This is a genomic window from Ruminococcoides intestinale (assembly GCF_040095935.1).
In the GTDB taxonomy this organism is placed as follows: Bacteria; Bacillota; Clostridia; order Oscillospirales; family Acutalibacteraceae; genus Ruminococcoides; species Ruminococcoides intestinale.
Genome location: NZ_JBBMFQ010000010.1, coordinates 1 through 18,950 on the forward strand (window position 1 = coordinate 1; position 18,950 = coordinate 18,950).

19 protein-coding genes and 2 tRNA genes are annotated in these 18,950 nt (G+C 43.0%); 13 read left to right on the forward strand and 8 right to left on the reverse strand.

Going from position 1 to position 18,950, the window contains the following annotated elements; all coding sequences use genetic code 11:
* Positions 1-76, forward strand: a tRNA-Gly gene (locus tag WMO31_RS10785).
* A gap of 268 nt (positions 77-344) precedes the next feature.
* On the opposite strand, the gene WMO31_RS10790 is transcribed toward WMO31_RS10785, so the two are convergent.
* Positions 345-1,181 carry a zinc ribbon domain-containing protein gene (locus WMO31_RS10790; protein WP_367999699.1) on the reverse strand — a complete coding sequence of 279 codons (837 nt, stop codon included), beginning with the start codon at positions 1,179-1,181 and terminating at the stop codon, positions 345-347.
* A gap of 410 nt (positions 1,182-1,591) precedes the next feature.
* On the opposite strand from WMO31_RS10790, the gene thiM reads away from it, so the two are divergent.
* From thiM to cytX, 5 genes are read left to right on the forward strand one after another with little or no spacing between them, the layout of a single operon-like run.
* Positions 1,592-2,413 (forward strand): hydroxyethylthiazole kinase, encoded by an 822-nt coding sequence (gene thiM / locus WMO31_RS10795; RefSeq protein WP_015522707.1) that lies wholly within the window; start codon positions 1,592-1,594, stop codon positions 2,411-2,413.
* Positions 2,400-3,044, forward strand: coding sequence for a thiamine phosphate synthase (gene thiE, locus WMO31_RS10800; RefSeq protein WP_367999700.1), 645 nt, complete (start codon positions 2,400-2,402; stop codon positions 3,042-3,044). The genes thiM and thiE overlap by 14 nt, the downstream gene beginning before the upstream one ends.
* Positions 3,037-3,699: an HAD family hydrolase gene (locus tag WMO31_RS10805; RefSeq protein ID WP_367999701.1), complete on the forward strand. Its 663-nt coding sequence runs from the start codon at positions 3,037-3,039 to the stop codon at positions 3,697-3,699. Before thiE ends, WMO31_RS10805 begins: the two co-directional genes overlap by 8 nt.
* Before the next feature lie 26 nt (positions 3,700-3,725).
* A complete protein-coding gene (gene thiD / locus WMO31_RS10810; protein ID WP_303932693.1) occupies positions 3,726-4,544 on the forward strand; it encodes a bifunctional hydroxymethylpyrimidine kinase/phosphomethylpyrimidine kinase in 819 nt (272 codons plus the stop codon).
* Complete coding sequence (gene cytX / locus WMO31_RS10815) at positions 4,541-5,737, forward strand: putative hydroxymethylpyrimidine transporter CytX (protein WP_367999702.1); 1,197 nt, start codon at positions 4,541-4,543, stop codon at positions 5,735-5,737. The genes thiD and cytX overlap by 4 nt, the downstream gene beginning before the upstream one ends.
* Positions 5,738-5,792: 55 nt before the next feature.
* Here the strand turns inward: cytX and WMO31_RS10820 are convergent, their stop codons facing one another.
* Together WMO31_RS10820 and WMO31_RS10825 are read right to left on the reverse strand one after the other, a co-directional pair.
* A complete protein-coding gene (locus WMO31_RS10820) occupies positions 5,793-6,692 on the reverse strand; it encodes a DUF5655 domain-containing protein (RefSeq protein ID WP_303676058.1) in 900 nt (299 codons plus the stop codon).
* Positions 6,693-6,715: 23 nt separating this feature from the next.
* Positions 6,716-8,116 (reverse strand): ATP-binding protein, encoded by a 1,401-nt coding sequence (locus tag WMO31_RS10825; protein ID WP_367999703.1) that lies wholly within the window; start codon positions 8,114-8,116, stop codon positions 6,716-6,718.
* A gap of 283 nt (positions 8,117-8,399) precedes the next feature.
* Here WMO31_RS10825 and WMO31_RS10830 point away from each other — a divergent pair, with 283 nt between their 5' ends.
* Entirely contained in the window at positions 8,400-8,942 is a 543-nt protein-coding gene (locus tag WMO31_RS10830) for a stage V sporulation T C-terminal domain-containing protein (protein WP_015522712.1), read from the forward strand.
* 162 nt (positions 8,943-9,104) lie between these two features.
* Here the strand turns inward: WMO31_RS10830 and WMO31_RS10835 are convergent, their stop codons facing one another.
* A complete protein-coding gene (locus tag WMO31_RS10835) occupies positions 9,105-9,605 on the reverse strand; it encodes a cysteine hydrolase family protein (RefSeq protein WP_367999704.1) in 501 nt (166 codons plus the stop codon).
* A 156-nt stretch (positions 9,606-9,761) separates the two neighbouring features.
* Here WMO31_RS10835 and WMO31_RS10840 point away from each other — a divergent pair, with 156 nt between their 5' ends.
* The 6 genes from WMO31_RS10840 (at position 9,762) to WMO31_RS10865 (ending at position 15,906) form a co-directional block, all read left to right on the forward strand.
* A complete protein-coding gene (locus tag WMO31_RS10840) occupies positions 9,762-10,295 on the forward strand; it encodes a histidine phosphatase family protein (protein ID WP_367999705.1) in 534 nt (177 codons plus the stop codon).
* A 601-nt stretch (positions 10,296-10,896) separates the two neighbouring features.
* Positions 10,897-12,234 carry a TrkH family potassium uptake protein gene (locus tag WMO31_RS10845; RefSeq protein ID WP_367999706.1) on the forward strand — a complete coding sequence of 446 codons (1,338 nt, stop codon included), beginning with the start codon at positions 10,897-10,899 and terminating at the stop codon, positions 12,232-12,234.
* A 15-nt stretch (positions 12,235-12,249) separates the two neighbouring features.
* A complete protein-coding gene (locus WMO31_RS10850) occupies positions 12,250-12,897 on the forward strand; it encodes a potassium channel family protein (protein WP_021882969.1) in 648 nt (215 codons plus the stop codon).
* A gap of 15 nt (positions 12,898-12,912) precedes the next feature.
* A complete protein-coding gene (locus tag WMO31_RS10855) occupies positions 12,913-13,167 on the forward strand; it encodes a hypothetical protein (RefSeq protein WP_117521241.1) in 255 nt (84 codons plus the stop codon).
* Positions 13,168-13,235: 68 nt separating this feature from the next.
* Complete coding sequence (locus tag WMO31_RS10860) at positions 13,236-15,212, forward strand: ATP-binding protein (protein ID WP_118099894.1); 1,977 nt, start codon at positions 13,236-13,238, stop codon at positions 15,210-15,212.
* On the forward strand, positions 15,205-15,906 hold the full coding sequence (locus tag WMO31_RS10865; RefSeq protein WP_015522721.1) for a response regulator: 702 nt from the start codon (positions 15,205-15,207) through the stop codon (positions 15,904-15,906). Before WMO31_RS10860 ends, WMO31_RS10865 begins: the two co-directional genes overlap by 8 nt.
* A 641-nt stretch (positions 15,907-16,547) precedes the next feature.
* Here WMO31_RS10865 and WMO31_RS10870 read toward each other — a convergent pair.
* The 4 genes from WMO31_RS10870 to WMO31_RS10885 all read right to left on the reverse strand — a co-directional run bounded on the left by WMO31_RS10870 (position 16,548) and on the right by WMO31_RS10885 (position 18,931).
* Positions 16,548-17,456 (reverse strand): radical SAM mobile pair protein B, encoded by a 909-nt coding sequence (locus WMO31_RS10870; RefSeq protein ID WP_367999707.1) that lies wholly within the window; start codon positions 17,454-17,456, stop codon positions 16,548-16,550.
* Positions 17,444-18,133 carry a radical SAM mobile pair protein A gene (locus tag WMO31_RS10875; RefSeq protein WP_367999708.1) on the reverse strand — a complete coding sequence of 230 codons (690 nt, stop codon included), beginning with the start codon at positions 18,131-18,133 and terminating at the stop codon, positions 17,444-17,446. The genes WMO31_RS10870 and WMO31_RS10875 overlap by 13 nt, the downstream gene beginning before the upstream one ends.
* The gene (locus WMO31_RS10880) at positions 18,130-18,567 is read right to left on the reverse strand and encodes a radical SAM mobile pair system MarR family transcriptional regulator (protein ID WP_117968098.1); all 438 of its coding nucleotides are present in this window, start codon (positions 18,565-18,567) and stop codon (positions 18,130-18,132) included. Before WMO31_RS10880 ends, WMO31_RS10875 begins: the two co-directional genes overlap by 4 nt.
* A 287-nt stretch (positions 18,568-18,854) precedes the next feature.
* Positions 18,855-18,931 (reverse strand) — tRNA-Arg (locus WMO31_RS10885).
* Positions 18,932-18,950 lie beyond the last annotated feature (19 nt).

The following is an 18,950-nucleotide window of genomic DNA, read 5'->3' on the forward strand; positions in this document are numbered from 1 at the left end:
GCGGATGTAGCTCATCTGGTAGAGCGCCACCTTGCCAAGGTGGAGGTAGCGGGTTCGAGCCCCGTCATCCGCTCCAAGTCAAAAGTACCTGTAACCGCAGGTGCTTTTTTATTTTTGCAATTTTTCTGTTTGAGTTGTAGGTGCGAATATTATCCGCCCGCAAGTCAGCACACAAATTTTGTGATAAAATAAATAGAATTATCTAAAAACACAAAATGATTGTCATACAGTATCGTTCATCGGACAACGACGGAATCCCTTTGACAGAGCCTGTATATTTCACACAACAAAAGGTCACGATTTTGAACCGTGACCTTGTTTTTTACGAATTTTTTAAGACAATATCAGTTATTGATTCTTGTCAGCTTTGTGCCGGCTATGTAGAGAGTATCACCGTCGATTCCCCATGTATCCGAACCGCCGTTTGCGGGATCGTCAGACCATTTGAGTGACTGCGACTGACTTTGATTTACAAAAGACACCTCAAGGCTGATTGAAAGAGTTTTTTCATCATCAATGCTGTACTTCATATCAATCAAATTAAAAATCTCATCATAGTTTATTAAATCGCCGTAATCGGAACTGCCGGCATAACTTGAAATAAGCTTGCCAAGTTCTTTTGCATTCGGAATACCGATTGTTCCGTCAGGCTTGAACTCAAGTTGTAGGCTTACTCCGTTCTCCTCGGCACTCCATGTACCCTGAATCTGTCCCTGAGGAGTGGCTTTGTTAAGTCCGTTAAATATAAAGAATGCCGCAATTGCAACAACGAGTGCAACCGCAATGCCGCACGCTGTAATTATAAACGGTGTCTTTGACTTTTTCTTTGGAATCGGCTGTGCATACTGTGGCTGAACGCCCTGATTGTTATAATCATAAGAATACCCGCCCTGCTGACCGTTCTGATACTGATTATATCCGCCCTGTGCATTAACTGTCTGATACTGCGGTGCGGAATAATCATTTGCAGGCATCTGATTATATGCGTCAGTCTGATGATTTTCAACAGGCTGTGTCTGCTCATTTTGAACATTCATATCGGCAGTCTGTTCAACCGACTGATTTTCTGCAATCGGCTGTTCGTTCTGTACAGCTGATTCCTGTACGGGTACAGGCGCTCCGCAATCGGCACAAAACTTTTCATTAGGCAATAACTGTCTTCCGCAATTTTTACAAAACATACTTTTTCTCCTGTTCAACAAAAAATAATTTCGAGGAAAACCCCTTTACAACAGCAAATTCAACCATATTATCTGTTTATTTTTATTGTACTGTTTTTTCTTCTTCAAGTCAACTGATATTTAAAAATCAATGTTTTTTTACATAAATGATATACTGAATACAGAAGATTTTACTGAGGATAGATTCGTATAATCGTTCTCGGTGACTATTTGCCAGATTTTCATTGACAAATTACGACACAAATTGTATATTATAAGTAAGGGAGCTGACAAGTTAGTCGGCTGAGAGGAGGCTGAATGCCTCGACCTATGACCTGATTTGGATAATGCCAACGGAGGGAAACAGCGAGCCTTTACGGACACACCTTTTGTTGGTGCGTCCGTTTTATTTTTATAAAGGAGAATCCGCTATGATTGGAAATTGTCTTGAAAATGTAAGAAAAAATGTACCGCTTGTACACAACATCACAAACTATGTAACAGTAAACGATGTTGCAAATGTACTTCTCGCTTGCGGAGGAAGTCCGATTATGTCAGACGAACCCGATGATGTTGCCGACATCACAAGCATTTGCGGCGGTCTTAACATCAACATCGGTACACTTAACAAAAACTCAATTGAGGGTATGTTCATTGCAGGCAAAAAAGCTAACGAACTTTCTCACAAAATTCTACTTGATCCTGTCGGCGCAGGCGCAAGCAAGCTTCGCACAGACACAGCGGTTAAGCTTGCAAAAGAAATCAAATTTGATGTTATCAGAGGTAACATCTCGGAAATCAAAACTCTTGCACTCGGAAGCGGCACAACAAAGGGTGTTGATGCCGATGTATCGGATGCGGTAACAGAAGAAAATCTCGATAACGCAGTTGCATTTGTAAAGGATTATGCCAAAAAGTCAGGATGCGTAATTGCAATCACAGGCGCTATTGACCTTGTAAGTGACGGCGAAAAGTGCTATGTAATCCGCAACGGTCGTCCCGAGATGAGCAAAATCACAGGAACAGGCTGTCAGCTTTCGGGTATGACAACTGCATTTATCGTTGCAAACCCCGACAATGTTCTTGAGGCAACTGCCGCAGCAGTTTGTACAATGGGACTTGCAGGTGAAATCGCTTTTGCAAATATGGCAGAAACAGACGGCAACTCAACATACCGCAACCGAATTATTGACGCTATCTATAATATGGATGCCGAAACACTTGAAAAAGGAGCAAAGTATGAATTGCGATAAAAAAGATTTGTTGCTCTATGCCGTAACCGACAGAGCATGGCTTAACGGTGAAACACTTTGCAGTCAGGTTGAAAAGGCTATTAAAGGCGGCGCAACATTCATTCAGTTAAGAGAAAAAAACCTTGACCAAAAGCATTTTCTTGAAGAGGCTCTTGAAATTCAGAAACTCTGCAAAAAGTACAATGTTCCGTTCGTAATCAATGACAATGTTGAAATTGCAAAAGAAATTGACGCTGACGGTGTTCATGTCGGTCAGAGTGATATGGAGGCAGGCAATGTCCGCAAGATTCTCGGTGACAACAAAATCATCGGTGTTTCGGCTCAGACTGTTGAACAGGCTCTTCTTGCTCAGAAGCACGGAGCAGATTATCTCGGAGTCGGAGCAGTTTTCAAAACAGGCTCAAAGGACGATGCAGACGATGTTTCACACGATGAACTTCAGAAAATCTGTGAGGCTGTTGACATTCCTGTAATCGCAATCGGCGGAATCAGTTCCAAAAATGTTACAGAACTCAAGGGCAGAGGTATCGTAGGCATTGCCGTTATCAGTGCTATTTTCGCTCAGCCCGATATTACAAAGGCAACAGCAGAGCTTAAAGCACTTACGGAAAAGACGGTTGCAAATGATTAAATCTGCAATATTTGATGTTGACGGCACACTTCTCGATTCAATGAAGATATGGGATAACGCAGGAGAGCGTTACCTCTCGTCTGTCGGCAAAACAGCCGAAAACGGACTTTCTGAAAAGCTCTGTGCTATGAGTCTAACGGAGGGTGCGGAGTATATGAAAAAGCAGTATGCTCTTTCCTTTTCAACTGATGAAATAGTTTCGGGTGTGCTGAAAATCATTGAAGATTTTTACTTTTATGAGGTCGGTTTAAAAAACGGTACAAAAGAAATTTTGCAGTTTTTGGAATCGAACAATATCAAAATGATTATTGCAACATCAAGCGACAAAACGCATATTAAAAAGGCATTTGAAAGGCTCGGTATTCTAAAATATTTTACGGACATTGTGACCTGTTCACAAATCGGAAAAGGCAAAACAAGTCCCGACATTTACCTTGCCTGTGCAGATAAACTCGGAACAGCTCCGAGTGAAACGCTTGTATTCGAGGACGCTGTTTTTGCCGCAGAAACTGCTCACAAGGCAGGTTTCAAAACGGTGGGAGTGTATGACGAATCGAGCAGGAATGACAAAAACAGAATAAAAGCCGTTTGCGATTACTATGCAGACAGCTTTGAAAAAGCGGCAGATTGGGGGCACCACCTTTTGTCGCTGTAAAAAATTAATGCAAAGAGGAGATTAAAATGAAAACAGCATTAACAATCGCTGGCAGTGACTGCAGCGGAGGCGCCGGTATTCAAGCGGATATCAAAACTATGATAACAAACGGTGTTTATGCCATGAGCGCAATCACCGCACTTACCGCACAGAACACAACCGGCGTTACGGCAATTATGGAATCTACACCCGAATTTCTGGGTGAACAGCTTGAAAGTATCTTTACGGATATTTATCCCGATGCCGTAAAAATCGGAATGGTTTCTTCATCAAGCCTTATAAAAACAATTTCGGACAAGCTGAAAAAGTACGATGCAAAAAATATTGTTGTCGATCCGGTTATGGTGGCAACAAGCGGAGCAAAGCTTATCAGCGACGAGGCGGTAAGCACTCTCAAAGAGCATCTCTTTCCGCTTGCAACAGTTCTTACACCGAATATTCCGGAGGCGGAAGTTCTCTCTGAAATTAAAATTTCAAATGAGGAAGAAATGATAAAAGCCGCTGAAATAATCAGCGAAAAGTACGGTTGTGCGGTTCTCTGCAAGGGCGGACATCAGATTAACGATGCAAACGATTTGCTCTTTAAAGACGGCACCTACACATGGTACAACGGCAAAAGAATCAACAATCCCAACACACACGGAACAGGCTGTACACTTTCAAGTGCGATAGCCGCTAATCTTGCAAAAGGCTTTGACCTTGACGCTTCCGTAAAGCGTGCAAAGGATTATATTTCAGGCGCACTTGCGGCAATGCTTGACCTCGGCAAAGGCAGCGGTCCCATGAACCACGCTTTTGACATTCAAAGTAAATTTACAAAAGAAAATTCGGAGGCAGAGCAATGAAAAAGCAGACAAGTGTATTTGAAAACAGTTTGATATGGTTCGGAGCAGGCGTTTCAATCGCCGAAATTCTCACAGGTACATACTTTGCTCCGTTAGGTTTTGAAAAGGGCATTTTAGCCGTAATCATTGGTCACATAATCGGATGTGCAATGCTCTTTTGTGCGGGACTTATCGGCGGTAAGTGCCGTAAAAGCTCAATGGAAACCGTAAAAATGAGCTTTGGCAACAAGGGCGGACTTCTTTTCTCTGTCCTCAATGTTATTCAGCTTGTCGGCTGGACAGCCATTATGATTTATGACGGTTCGCTTTCGGTAAACAGTATTCTGAATATGGGCGACACAGGCAGGTGGATTGCCTGTATTGTAATCGGTGCATTAATTGTACTTTGGATTCTTGTCGGCATTTCAAACCTCGGCAAACTCAACACAATCGCAATGGCGGCACTGTTTATTCTCACAATCGTGATGTGTTTCTTTATTTTCGGAAACGGCAACGGTATGGGTGCGGCAGGCGATGACTCAATGTCATTCGGTGCGGCAGTTGAGCTTTCGGTAGCAATGCCGCTTTCATGGTTACCGCTCATCAGCGACTACACAAGAGAGGCGGAAAAACCGTTCAAGGCAACTCTCGCAAGCACACTTGTTTACGGTGCGGTAAGCTGTTGGATGTACATAATCGGTATGAGTGCATCTATCCTTACAGGCGAAAGCGATATTGCAAAAATCATGCTTAAATCAGGACTCAGCATTGCAGGTCTTGTAATTGTAATTCTTTCAACAGTTACAACAACCTTCCTTGATGCTTACTCGGCAGGAATTTCGAGTGAGTCGATATTCTCAAAACTCAAAGGAAAATATGTTGCCGTTGCAGTAACAATAGTAGGTGTAATCGCCGCAATTGTTTATCCTATGGATGACATCACCGATTTTCTCTATCTCATCGGTTCGGTATTTGCTCCGATGATTGCCATTCAGATTGCAGACTTTTTCATTCTCAAAAAAGACAGAGCAAACAAAGCCGTTGACATCTGCAACATCATAGTATGGCTTGCAGGCTTTGCGGCATATCGTTTCCTGATGAATGTTGACATTGTCGTCGGCAACACTCTGCCCGATATGGTTTTCACAATCATCCTCTGCGTCATAGTTACCAAAATCGCAGATAAAATCACCTCAAAATCCAAAAAAGCGTAATTGCTTACAACAAAGTCAAATCCCCGTCAGATTTCTCCGACGGGGATTTTTACATTTAATTTTCGTTATAAGCACGATCAATTAACGGCTGTATTTTTTCAAAATCATCAGTATTTCTAATAATAACTTTTAAGTCACCTGTTCCCCAATGACCTTTTTTACTATCATCTTCTATAAAGTTAGGTATAAGTTCAACACTATCAGGATTTAATTTTAGATGTACTATTAAGCCTAATTGATAAACTTCAACACAAGCTACATTTTTAGATTTTTTAAAAGCGACATAATACTTCAGCTGATTTTCTGAAATATCATCACCAAGTGACATAACATATTCTTTAAAAGAATAGTACAAGTTTTTATTCTTTTCACCAGCATTTTCAAAATACGCTTTAAACCCTTTATATTTTCCGTGATTTTTCTTAACTGTTGCAGAAGGCACATCGTCATCTATAGCAGAAACCTGAGGAGTATTTATATGTTCCAATGCTATTAAATCATCGCCAAACTTACGATATCTTACAAGTCTTATGTTTCTTTGCATTTGATTTACTGCATGTTCGTCAAATTTTGTAAAATCATTAGCAATACAAATAACACATGGCATACTCCAATCTATTTCATCAGCCTTTTCCTGACCAAGTATATCCATAACAAGCAGTTTAAAATCAGCTTTATGGTCAAGTAACCAATCAAGATAAAACAAGCCTTGATTTATAACATTTTCATTTACGCTACGCTTATATTCAAATATTACAGGACAATTATTTTCATCAATTCCTATACTGTCCATACGACCGTTTGTTATTTTATATTCTGATTTTAAAAAGGTTACTCCAAAAAATGTATTCATATTTTTTTCAAGTAAATTTTGTAGTTCTTTTTCTAATGTTACTTGTTTTGACGGTAATTCCTCAACCTTGTTTTTTATACCAAATAATTTTATTTCAGCCATTTTAGTAACTCCTTTATCTTACATCAATGTGAATTATATTTTAAAATATCATCATAAGCAATCAGGCTGACATTTCCGAGTTCATTTGCCTTATTAATGCAACCCTTTGTAAAACCGGACTTTGAAAAAATATAAAAATGCTTTTTGTCGAAATTAAAAAGCTTACTGCGTTCAACAAGTGTTTCAAGAACACCGAGGTCAACACTTTCATTACGCCACTTACATTCACCAAAAAGAGCCGTATTTTTATTTGCCGAGCCGATTATATCAATTTCCTCCTGTTGTCTTGTTTTTGGATTTGTTCCCCACCATCTGCCGATATCCGTAAAATCAATTTCGGAATCACCGTTCAGCAACCTTTTCCACAAATACTGCTTGCAGATTTCTTCAAACACAGCACCCATATAATCCGACAAATACGGTGCAATTCGACTGTACGCAAGTTCAACCGCACCTCTTGAAATTATCGAAGAATTTTCCGGCACAAAACGATACCAAAATCTGAACATATTATCCTCAATAGAATAAATTGTTTTCTTTGTGGATTTTTCACCGTACGGCACTTCTTTTCTCACAATTCCGAGAGCAACAAGATTTTTGACATAAGCAACACAAGTGCTTGAGGTTTCTCCAACCTTTGTTGAAATCTCCGATATTTTTGACGCACCCGTAGCAATTGCCGTAATCACGGCATTATAAATAGCCGGCTCTCTTACCTCTTGTTTCAAAAGATTGTTAGGCTCTTCATACAGAGCCGATACAGGATTCAGAAAAATATTTTTTATATTATCCTCTATTGAAATTTTGTTGTTAATCTGCAAAAGATATTGCGGTGTACCCCCCACAAGCCCGTAGGCAAGCGCCTTATCTTCAGGTGACATTCCGTTAAAATACTCACAAGCCTCGCAAAATTCAAACGGCAAAATCTTAAACTGAGCCGTTCTTCTGCCATACAAAGGAGCTTTGTATGCAAGCACATGGTCCTCCATATATGACATTGATGAACCGCAGAGAATAAGAAACAACTTTGAACTGTCTTTATATTTGTCAATTAACATTTGCAGTGTTGATGCAAGACTTCTTGACGCTCTTGCTACATACGGATATTCGTCAAGGCAAAGGACGATTCTTTTGTTCTCTGACAATTTAAAAACATATTCAAGTGCCGACTGAAAGTTTGAAAAAGCAGTATCCGTTTTCATCCCTGTTGAAAATTCAAGAATACACTCGCTCAAATTTTCAAGATTTTGCTTTGCGTTTGTTTCAACTCCTGTGAAACAAATTGCGTTTTTATCCTTGACAAACTCGTTTATGATAGCCGTTTTTCCTACACGACGGCGACCGTATATGACGGCAAATTCAAATTTTCCGCTGTTATACAATTTGTTAAGCTGTAAAAGCTCATACTTTCTGCCTATAAACAAAATTCTCACCTCTGACCGTTTGCAAATTACTCATTTACGATTTAGTTATTTACGATTAACTAAATTATAAACCACTGTTTTTGCTAAGTCAAGATTATTTTGCAATTTAGGTGTTTACGATTAACTAAATCGTGATAAAGTTATATTTTTTATATGTTGTAAAAATATGTCACCAAAGAAAATTTCGGTATAAAAAACTGTATGAATCAAACAATATTACTGCAAATAATTTGCTGAATATGTATCAGACAAAGGGCAAAATTGTCCGAAGGGAGTTTTTAATATGAAAGCAACAGGAATCGTCAGAAGAATCGACGATCTCGGCAGAGTGGTTATACCGAAAGAAATCAGGCGGACGCTTCGTATTCGTGAGGGAGATCCGCTCGAAATTTATACCGCAACGGACGGCGAGGTTATTTTTAAAAAATATTCGCCTGTCGGAGAGCTTGCGGAGTTTGCGTCACAATACGCAGATGTGCTTGCAAAAATCAGCTCAATGCCGACAATCATAACAGACCGTGACCATGTAATCGCCGCCGCAGGAGTTTCAAAGCGTGAATTTCTTGAGCGCAGGGTAACAACCGTACTTGAGGGATATATGGAAAATCGCAAAACCTATTCGGCAACACAGCAGACGCTCGGCGATATTCAGCCGATTGAGGGCATTGAACACTATGCATCGGTAATCTATCCGATTATCGCCGCCGGAGATGTTTCGGGTGCGGTAGTTATGCTCACAGGCGAACAGACCAAAATCCCGACAAATGCCGAAATTAAGCTTGCACAAACAGCCGCCGCATTCCTCGGCAAGCAAATGGAAGAATGATTTTAAGTAATAGGTAATAATAAAAAATGCGGTCGGGAAGACATGTGTAAAACAATACACCGAATTTTCCCGACCGTATTTGTATAATTATGCATTTACTTGTAGCAGAGAACACGGTTCGCCACTACTGTTTTTTATAAAGTTTGAATTTTCAAACCATTATCACACCACATCAATCTGGCACATTTTCATTGTTGCGAGGGCGGAATTGTGGGTTTCGGGGGTTACGCCGGCACAGCAAGCCGAATCAACGCTGATTTCAGCGTTCGGGAAAAGTGCTTTTAGAATCAACGCATTTGACACAACGCAGATATCAGTGCAAAGTCCTACAAGCTCGATTTTTTCAAAGCAGAATTTATCCCAATGAGTATAGCCGAATGACGGCTTGTCAATATGGATTGCGTCGGGAACATCAAGTCCGTCTGCAATCTGCCAACCGTGAGTATTTTTTACGCAATGCACAATGGGCAGTTTTTTGCCCTCGGGAGTGTTTAGGTAATCTTCACCGTGAGTATCCCTTGTAAAAATAATTTCATCACCGTTTGAACGGTATTCTTCAATCTTTTTGCGTATATTAGGCACAATTTTCACAGCCTCATCAGTACCGAGACTGCCGTCAATAAAATCATTCTGCATATCTATTACAATCAAAGTTTTTTTCATACAAATCACTCCGTTTTTAATTTTGAACTGTACATATCAAATATATCAGCTGACTTTGCCGCTGTCAATTTATTTGCAAAAAATTTGTTTTGTAACTTGATTTTCGTTGTCGGCTCAATTAAAATAGTGTTCAGAAAAACTGCAAGGAGAACGCTTATGGGGCATATGTATTTTGTCAGACACGGACAGACCGTGTGGAATGTTGAAAATAAAATCTGCGGTTCAACGGATATTGACCTCACGGAAAAAGGTCATGAACAGGCTGTTGAAACGGGCAAGAAAATTCTTTCAGAAAATATAAAAGCAGATATCATCCTCTATTCTCCGCTTATGAGAGCCGAAAAAACCGCAAAGCACATTTCGGAAATCACGGGAATTCCTGTAAAAGCAGAGCCGAGATTGACCGAGCAAAACTTTGGAAAATATGAGGGAACGCCAAGAGACGGCGAAGAATTTCGCATTGCCAAAAGAGATTTCGTCAGCCGTTATGACGGCGGAGAGTCTATGCTGCACCTTGCACAAAGAATTTACAATCTGCTTGATGATGTGAAAGCAAGCGGAAAGGTTTGTATTTTAGTTGCACACAACGGCATTGCAAGAGTTGTCAACTCATATTTTAACGACATGACAAATGAGGAGTATGCAGATTTCGGTGTTAAAAACTGTGAAATTCTGCGTTACGATTTTTAAGTATTTCTGAATATCCGCATAAAATCAAGGAGTACCACGCATTGTGACACTACTATTTTAGTGTTGTTATGAATATTGACGACAGAGACAGAGGAAGAAAAGGCATAGAAGAAATGCTTGTGAGAATGTCAAAATGACTGATATGCCCGACAATCCCAAGAAAAACAAAACACAAATATAAAACATAGGCAAGGAAAAATTAGGACGCTCCAAACGTAACGTCCTTTTACATTTATATATAGCTATTTATGAGTTGCTTTGATACTGCTGGAGAAAAGCCTGAAATGCTAGCGGCGATGCAAATCGAAATCCGTTTGTGAACGCTTGTAGCTCATTCCGGTTGTAATTTCTACATCCGTTTTTTAATTTGTTCGAACAGAGCCTTTTGTTGTTCTGTGAGAGTGGCTCTGAGCTTTGTTTCAAGCCGCACAACGGTTACAAACGATCCGCCTTTCTCTGTGCTGTTTGCTATGCTCTGCGCTGTTTTTTTAAAGAATGAGCGCCTTAATGCAATCTTAATACAGAGTGCCGAATCATTACACCGTTTTTTTATATTTCACGGTATACTCTTTGTAAACAAGTAGAAACAGGAGAAGTATATATGCCTAAAATTACACATAGAAAAAAGCGGCTGTCATCCTTTAAGCTGATCGTTTTTGGCTTTGCCGGCGTCATAGTGCTTGGAGCGCTGATATTGATGCTGCCGTTTTCATCGACTGCCGGAGTTGTTACGCCGTTTCACGAGGCGCTGTTCACATCGACCTCCGCCGTTTGCGTTACGGGGCTGGTCGTGCAGGATACGGGCAGTTATTGGTCTGCTTTCGGGCAGACGGTAATACTGCTGCTGATTCAGATAGGCGGGCTCGGTGTTGTGACAGTTGCGGCACTTTTCGCTATGCTGTCCGGCAGAAAAATATCGCTGATGCAGCGCAGTACCATGCAGGATGCCATCTCTGCCCCGAAGGTTGGCGGGATCGTCCGCCTGACTCGTTTTATTGTGCGGGGAACTTTTTTGATCGAGCTTATCGGGATGATCGTCATGCTGCCGACATTTTGCGGAAACTACGGTATTAAGGGAATTTGGATGGCGGCGTTTCATTCGGTTTCCGCCTTTTGCAATGCCGGTTTTGACATACTCGGTACCGCCGAAAACAAATACCCGTCACTTACGGGATACATAGGAAATCCGGCGATAAACATTACAATTATGCTTTTAATTATTGTGGGCGGTATTGGATTTTTGACCTGGGACGATATTTACACAAACAAGTGGCATTTCAAAAAATACCGTATGCAAAGTAAGGTCATATTGGTAACAACGGCAATCCTCATTATCGTTCCCGCAGTATTCTTTTTCTTCTGCGATTTTACGGGGCTGCCGCTCGCCGAAAGGATTCTTGCGTCGCTTTTTCAGTCTGTCACACCGAGAACCGCCGGTTTTAATACCGCTGATCTTCCCGCTATGACCGGTTCTTCCAAGGCAATTATGACCCTGCTCATGCTCGTCGGCGGCTCGCCCGGCTCCACGGCAGGCGGTATGAAAACGACCACGCTTGCCGTTCTGATTCTGAGTGCATTCTCCGTCTGTCGCAAAAAGGACGATGCCGAAGTCTGCGGCAGGCGCATTGACGGTTCGACAGTGAAAAACGCCGCAGCCGTTGCCGTAATGTATTTCCTGCTGTTTTTTGTCGGCGGCATTGTTATCAGCACGGCAGAAGGTCTGCCGCTTAGCACCTGCCTTTACGAAACAGCGTCCGCTGTCGGAACGGTCGGGCTTACCCTTGGAATCACACCGCAGCTCGGTGTTCTTTCTCAGCTTATTTTGATCGTCTTGATGTATCTCGGCAGAGTCGGCGGACTTACCCTGATTTACGCGGCGGTTTCCAACAAAAATCAGAGCGGAGCAAAGCTGCCGCTCGAAAAAATCACAGTTGGATAAAGGAGTTACTATATTATGAAAAACATATTGTTAATAGGTCTCGGCAGATTCGGTAGGCATATTGCTTTGCAGCTGAATAAGCTCGGACACGAGGTGATGGCGGTAGACATCAACGAAGAAAGAGTCAATGAAAGTCTGCCGATCGTCACCAATGCACAGATCGGCGACAGCACAAACACGGAGTTTTTAAGGTCGCTCGGCATCGGAAACTTTGATGTGTGCATTGTCACCATCGGCGGAAATTTTCAAAACTCGCTGGAAACCACTTCTTTGCTGAAAGAACTCGGCGCAAAATTAGTTGTATCCCGTGCCGAGCGTGATGTGCAGGAAAAATTCCTTCTGCGGAACGGAGCGGACGAGGTCATTTACCCGGAAAAACAGGTAGCAAATTGGGCTGCTATTCGGTACACCGCCGACCACATTCGGGATTACATTGAGGTTGATGAGGGTCATGCCATTTTTGAGGTAGAGGTGCCGAAGGGATGGATCGGCAAAACCGTCGGAGAACTGGATATCCGCAGAAAATACAGCATCAATATTATGGCAACCAAGGAGAACGGAAAAATCAATATGGCAGTTTCACCGGAAACCGTTTTTACGGACAAGATCACTCTTTTGGTTCTCGGTGCTTACAAAGAACTGCAAAAGTGTTTTCGCATTTAACAGAGGTGAATGAGGATGGCTGAGCTATTGCTGATTGTCAGCCTGCTTGCCGTATTTGTTTTCGGATTTTATCTTATGAGCAGGCTGGATCGATTTCTTGAAGAAAACAGAAAGGCACTGTTAAAGGAAAACGAATCCTGCGAGCCTTCCGAAGTCCTTCTGCCGCATGGACTGTCCGAAAGTGAAATATTATGTGAGATCCGCCGTTTTCGTGAAACACACGGAAATGTCGATATTATTCTTTCCGATGGGCAGAAGAATGATTTTTAGGTTGCGGTAGATTTTTTTACAGTTTTACTGTATAATAATAAAATAAAATAAAAAGGGCGGTGAAACCGATGAAAGTACAAACCGAACAATCAAAATTCGATACAGACGAGCATATTCTTGTCTGCCTATCCTCTTCGCCGTCTAATGCAAGGATTATACACACCGCCGCAAAGATGGCTAAGGTTCTTCATGCAAGATTTACCGCCATCTATGTGCAGACGGATACGGTCATAAATGATGAGGATCAGTCCCGGCTTTCGCAGAACATACAGCTCGCGCAAAGGCTCGGCGCCGAGATCGTTATGACGCACGGCGAGAATGTAGCGCTGCAGATCTCGGAATATGTCAGGCTTTCCGATGTCACAAAAATCGTGATCGGGCAAAGCAGTGCCAGACGCAGAGGGCTGTTCGGAAGACCGACTCTCACCGAAAAGCTGATCTCCTCCGCCCCCGATGTTGACATTCATATTATTCCCGACGCACTGAACTACACAAAGTCGCACAGACGCCGTCTGTTCTTTGGTGCAGAGATACCGTCGCTGCGGGATATTGCCGTGACCGTCCTGGCGCTTGCCGTATGTACGGCGATCGGGTTTCTGTTCGACCATCTCGACTTTCCCGATACCAATATCGTTACGGTATACATCTTAGGTGTGCTGATGATCTCCGTTTTGACCAAAGGATACCTTTGCAGTATAGCAGGCTCACTTCTAAGTGTTGTATTGTTCGGATTTTTCCTTACCGAACCCAGGTTGTCCTTTCAGACCTATGCCGTAGGCTATCCCGTTACCTTTGCAGTTATGCTGGCGTCTTCCGTTCTCACCGGCACGCTTGCCTCGAAGCTGAAAGATCATGCAAGGCTCTCGGCTCGCTCTGCGTTCCGTGTGCAGGTGCTGTTTGACACTGACCGTCTGCTGCAAAAAGCAAAAAGCAACGATGATGTTTTAAGCGTGACCTGTATGCAGCTCTCGCGGCTGCTTGACCGCAGTATTGTTGCCTATACGAAAGGCGAAAACGGAATGTTGTCCGGGCGGCTGTATGCCGAAAAAAAGGATACACACGCTGAAAAGCTGCTAAGCGATGCAGAGCGGCAGACCGCAGAATGGGTGCTTCAAAACGGTCACCGTGCAGGAGCAGCGACAGCACAGTTTGGAAAATCCGAATGTCTTTATCTTGCAATCCGTGCAGGCGGCAGAGTCTACGGTGTAATTGGGATACCGATGAAACCCGAAAAGCCCGATTCATTTGAGAGCAGCATCGTACTGTCGGTTGTGAACGAATGTGCGCTGGCAATGGATAATGCTCACAACGCCGCCGAAAAGGAACGGGCGGCAGATCTTGCAAAAAGCGAGCAGCTGCGCGCCGATCTTTTGCGGTCGATCTCACACGATCTGCGCACGCCGCTTTGCTCCGTTTCGGGTAATGCGGACACGCTTTTGCATAACGGAAACTGCCTGGACGAAGCAACCAAGCAGCAGATCTATAAAGATATTTATGACGATTCCGAATGGCTGATCGGCGTGGTGGAAAATCTGCTGTATGTTACACGGCTGAATGACGGACGCCTGAAGTTGGAGCTTACCGACCAGCTTGTGGACGAAGTGGTCAACGAAGCCGTTTCGCATTTGAAGAAAAAATCCGTCGGACACAAGGTGACGGTAAGGTGCGATGATCTGATCCTTGCCCGTATGGACGCACAGCTTATCGTGCAGGTCATTGTCAACCTTATTGATAATGCTTTGAAATATACCGAACAAGGCTCCGAGATCTGCGTAAGTGCGGAAAAACAGGGCGGGGATGCCGTGATCCGAGTTACCGATAACGGAAACGGAATTGCAGATGATATGAAACCGCATATTTTTGAGATGTTTTACACCGGAAAAAATACCGTCGCAGACAGCCGCAGAAGCTTCGGGATCGGGCTTACCCTGTGTAAATCTATCGTAGAGCTGCACGGCGGAACGCTGACGCTTACGGATAACGTACCGCACGGCTGCATATTTACCTTTACTTTACCACTCAGCGAGGTGACTCTTAATGAATAAACCCCTTGTACTCGTCGTGGAGGACGACCGCCCCATCCGCAATCTGATCGTAACAACGCTAAAGGCTCACGATTACCACTACCTGACCGCGGAGAATGGACACAGCGCTATTATAGAAGCGACCTCCCATAACCCGGATATCGTTCTGCTGGATCTGGGGCTGCCGGATATCGACGGCACACAGGTGATCGAAAGCATCCGCTCATGGTCAAATATGCCCATTATTGTGATCAGTGCGCGCAGCGAGGATAAAGACAAAATCACGGCGCTGGATGCCGGGGCGGACGACTATCTGACAAAGCCCTTTTCCATAGAGGAGCTTTTGGCACGCCTTCGGGTCACGCAAAGACGGCTGCTGCTGCTTCAGGCAAGCGGCGACGCCGACTCACCCGTTTTCCAAAACGGCAAGCTTAAAATCGATTATGCCGCCGGCTGCGCTTATCTAAATGGGGAGGAATTGCACCTGACCCCGATTGAATACAAGCTTTTGTGTCTGCTCTCTCATAATGTCGGAAAGGTGCTGACGCACACCTATATCACGCAGCAGATTTGGGGCAGCAGCTGGGAAAACGATATTGCTTCTCTGCGGGTGTTTATGGCGACCCTGCGCAAAAAGCTGGAGCCGCAAAGGGACTGTCCGCAATACATTCAGACGCATATCGGCGTCGGTTACCGTATGCTGCGGGTAGACTGAGAAAAGCGAGGAAACAAGGATTTGAACCGACATGCAATAGAAAATCTTTTCGGAATTGAAGGGCTGAATATCGCTTGGTACGGACTCATTTTCCTGTTAGCTATAAAAAAGCACAACGCCACAGAGTTTTAAAACTCTGTGGCGTTGTGCTGCTCTCAATCGGTCACTTTTTGAAAGTATCCTTATGTGAGCCTGCCTTTTGCTGGGTTTTCCGGCGGAGTTTTTGGCGTGCCAAAAGGGATTCGAACCCCCGACCTTTCGCTTAGGGAAAGCCACGGAAGGGTATTTTATTATCCCTTGAAATCTTCGAAAATCCTTGATTTTACTGGCTTTTTCAAAATTATAGTGTTAATCATTTCTCTTATAAAATCTGCTAATTTTATGCCGTATTTTTCCTTCATTTTAGCAAATGCAAAGATTTTTTGGGGACATCATTCAGTTAATATGATACTCGTTACGAGTGTTATATTGCAGTTAAGTTCTTTTTTTTAAGTGGTTTATCAGAAGGCTGATATTATTATACCGATGTTTTTTATCGGTTTCGAGCTATATTCAAATATTGAAAGGGCAAGTTTTTCGGTTGCACATTCTTGCTCTTCGGACAAGGAGTCTCCCTCGTTCAAAGAGCGGTCAATTTCTGTTTAACGATTTCTTTTTCCTGTATTTTCTGTCCCTCGGATTTCCTCATGGTAGAAATAATCCACGATCACCGGATGTCCCTGCGGGACTCTGCCATAAGGCATTTCATTATCCACAAAAGGACAATCATACTTCTTAGCCATTTTCTCGGCTTTTACTTCAAGTGCTTCAAAGTAGCTGCGGTTATGCTTGTTATAGATCTCATCGTAAAGCGGTACAAGATCGGGATATTTTCCGGCGATATAATCCATGATCGTCTTTTTGAAACCGCCTCGAAGATTGAGATTTTCGAGCCAGAACAGATCGCATTGATCCTTCACCTGCTCAAAGATTGCTTCAAAATCCGTGATTCCGGGGAATACCGGGGATACGAAACAGACTGTACGGATGCCTGCTTCATATACCTGCTTCATAGCAGAAATACGACGCTCAATGCTCGAAGCAGAATCCATGTCGTTCTTGAAATTCTCATCCAGTGTGTTGATCGACCATGAAACGGTCACTCGTCCAAGCTTCTTCAGCAGATCAATATCCCGTACCACAAGATCAGACTTTGTGCAGATCAGAATATCTGCGCCACTGCCGATCAATTGCTCCAGAAGTTTTCTGGTATTCCCGAATTGCTCCTCCTGTGGATTGTAGCCATCCGTCACAGAACCGATGACCACACGCTGTCCGGCATATTTCTTCGGATTCTTAATTTCCGGCCAATGCTTCACATCAAGGAAAGTGCCCCATTCCTCCTTGTGTCCGGCAAAGCGCTTCATAAAAGAAGCATAGCAATACTTGCAGGCATGTGTACAGCCTACATAGGGATTGACCGAGTAACCGCCTACAGGCAGACTGGACTTGGTCATGATGTTCTTTGTTTCCACCTCATTAATGAGGATTCCATTTATTACTTCTGCCATGATCTCTGTACCTCCAACACTTTATTGAATTCTTCCGGCATTTCCTGAATCATATTTTCATCCCCTATGATAGGGACAAGGTCTTCCTTCATAAACACCGGAATGCCGAGCGCATGCGCCTGATCTGTCAGAGACCATGCCCACTCCGGCTCCGTATGAATCTTCCTGCTCTGAGCTCCGGTCATGGTGCCGACAACAATCCAGTCGATTTTGGAAAGGTCAACTGCACCGGGATCGTCGAATAGTGGCTCAAAGGTAACATGATAGTGTTTTGCTCTGACATTTTCCCGAAGTGCATCAATACGCCACAGTTCTGCTTTCCTCGTCACTGTAACGCCAAACCATGCGTTTTCCAGATCTGTATCAAACTCCAGCAAATCTGGTCGCTTTGTAAGGAATAAGAACTGATGCTGTGGATTTTCACGAATCTTTGCAAATACCTCGTCTCTCCATTCTATCTTCCATCCGGAGAGATCGCTCATGCCGGTGAGAAGGAAGTTCTGCGGATGTTTCTTTTCTATCATCTTGAGCTTGCCCGGAAAGAACTCAGGGTAAGCGAAGTCATCAATCATATGCCAGCGCTTCACATTGTTGCGGGCATAGCAATATGTACACCCCACTGTACAGCCGATGACGATATTCATGTTTTGAATCTGATCTTTGATACAAATACTCATGACTTCTGCCACTCCTCAAGATTTTTTCTGATGCGGTCGAGGCATTCCTCAAATCGGGTGATTTCTTCCTCTGAAAAACCTTTGTAGTAAATGCTGCCCATTTCATCAGATACAGAATAGTACTCGCCCTTTAAGGCATGTGCTTTCTCAGTCAGAAACAGGAGTGTTTTCCTTTTGTCCGTTTCAGACTGAACACGGCTTATCAGCCCTTGATGTTCCATTCTTTCCAGCATCGTAGTAAGAGATGTTATTGCTAATCCGCATTTAGTCGAGAGTGACCTGATTGAGATACCATCCTCCTGCCACAGCACATAAAGAATACGCCCCTGGGCTCCATTGAACGCATCAATATTCTTTTCGCTGAGAATCTTCTCAAAGATTCGGTCTCCAAGTTGTTTTATTTTTGAGACAAGAAATCCGCCATTCATTTCCATATAAAAGCTCCTATATAGTAGTTTGTTAAATTATACTATATAGGAGCTTTATTGTCAAGAGCTTGTATGTCTGAATAGAGGTAAATTTCGATTTGTCGCTTCGTTTATGCCACAAAGAATGGATTGCTGATCATAAATAATAAAAACTCACTCGGCTTAAGTGCTTTTTCTAAATGCAAATATTAATTATGATATTTAAAAAATTGTTTCAACTTGCTATTGCAATTTGCGAAAAATAAAAAAACGCCGGAAACCCTTGATTTTACTGGGCTTCCCGGCGGAGTTTTTGGCGTGCCAAAAGGGATTCGAACCCCCGACCTTTCGCTTAGGAGGCGAACGCTCTATCCAACTGAGCTATTGGCACATAACATAACTATTGTATA

Excerpts from the sequence above, each read along its gene's own strand:
- WMO31_RS10790 (WP_367999699.1), bottom strand. The coding sequence starts at position 1,181 with ATGTTTTGTAAAAATTGCGGAAGACAGTTATTGCCTAATGAAAAGTTT.
- thiM (WP_015522707.1), top strand. The coding sequence starts at position 1,592 with ATGATTGGAAATTGTCTTGAAAATGTAAGAAAAAATGTACCGCTTGTA.
- thiE (WP_367999700.1), top strand. The coding sequence starts at position 2,400 with ATGAATTGCGATAAAAAAGATTTGTTGCTCTATGCCGTAACCGACAGA.
- WMO31_RS10805 (WP_367999701.1), top strand. The coding sequence starts at position 3,037 with ATGATTAAATCTGCAATATTTGATGTTGACGGCACACTTCTCGATTCA.
- thiD (WP_303932693.1), top strand. The coding sequence starts at position 3,726 with ATGAAAACAGCATTAACAATCGCTGGCAGTGACTGCAGCGGAGGCGCC.
- cytX (WP_367999702.1), top strand. The coding sequence starts at position 4,541 with ATGAAAAAGCAGACAAGTGTATTTGAAAACAGTTTGATATGGTTCGGA.
- WMO31_RS10820 (WP_303676058.1), bottom strand. The coding sequence starts at position 6,692 with ATGGCTGAAATAAAATTATTTGGTATAAAAAACAAGGTTGAGGAATTA.
- WMO31_RS10830 (WP_015522712.1), top strand. The coding sequence starts at position 8,400 with ATGAAAGCAACAGGAATCGTCAGAAGAATCGACGATCTCGGCAGAGTG.
- WMO31_RS10835 (WP_367999704.1), bottom strand. The coding sequence starts at position 9,605 with ATGAAAAAAACTTTGATTGTAATAGATATGCAGAATGATTTTATTGAC.
- WMO31_RS10840 (WP_367999705.1), top strand. The coding sequence starts at position 9,762 with ATGGGGCATATGTATTTTGTCAGACACGGACAGACCGTGTGGAATGTT.
- WMO31_RS10845 (WP_367999706.1), top strand. The coding sequence starts at position 10,897 with ATGCCTAAAATTACACATAGAAAAAAGCGGCTGTCATCCTTTAAGCTG.
- WMO31_RS10850 (WP_021882969.1), top strand. The coding sequence starts at position 12,250 with ATGAAAAACATATTGTTAATAGGTCTCGGCAGATTCGGTAGGCATATT.
- WMO31_RS10855 (WP_117521241.1), top strand. The coding sequence starts at position 12,913 with ATGGCTGAGCTATTGCTGATTGTCAGCCTGCTTGCCGTATTTGTTTTC.
- WMO31_RS10860 (WP_118099894.1), top strand. The coding sequence starts at position 13,236 with ATGAAAGTACAAACCGAACAATCAAAATTCGATACAGACGAGCATATT.
- WMO31_RS10865 (WP_015522721.1), top strand. The coding sequence starts at position 15,205 with ATGAATAAACCCCTTGTACTCGTCGTGGAGGACGACCGCCCCATCCGC.
- WMO31_RS10870 (WP_367999707.1), bottom strand. The coding sequence starts at position 17,456 with ATGGCAGAAGTAATAAATGGAATCCTCATTAATGAGGTGGAAACAAAG.
- WMO31_RS10875 (WP_367999708.1), bottom strand. The coding sequence starts at position 18,133 with ATGAGTATTTGTATCAAAGATCAGATTCAAAACATGAATATCGTCATC.
- WMO31_RS10880 (WP_117968098.1), bottom strand. The coding sequence starts at position 18,567 with ATGGAAATGAATGGCGGATTTCTTGTCTCAAAAATAAAACAACTTGGA.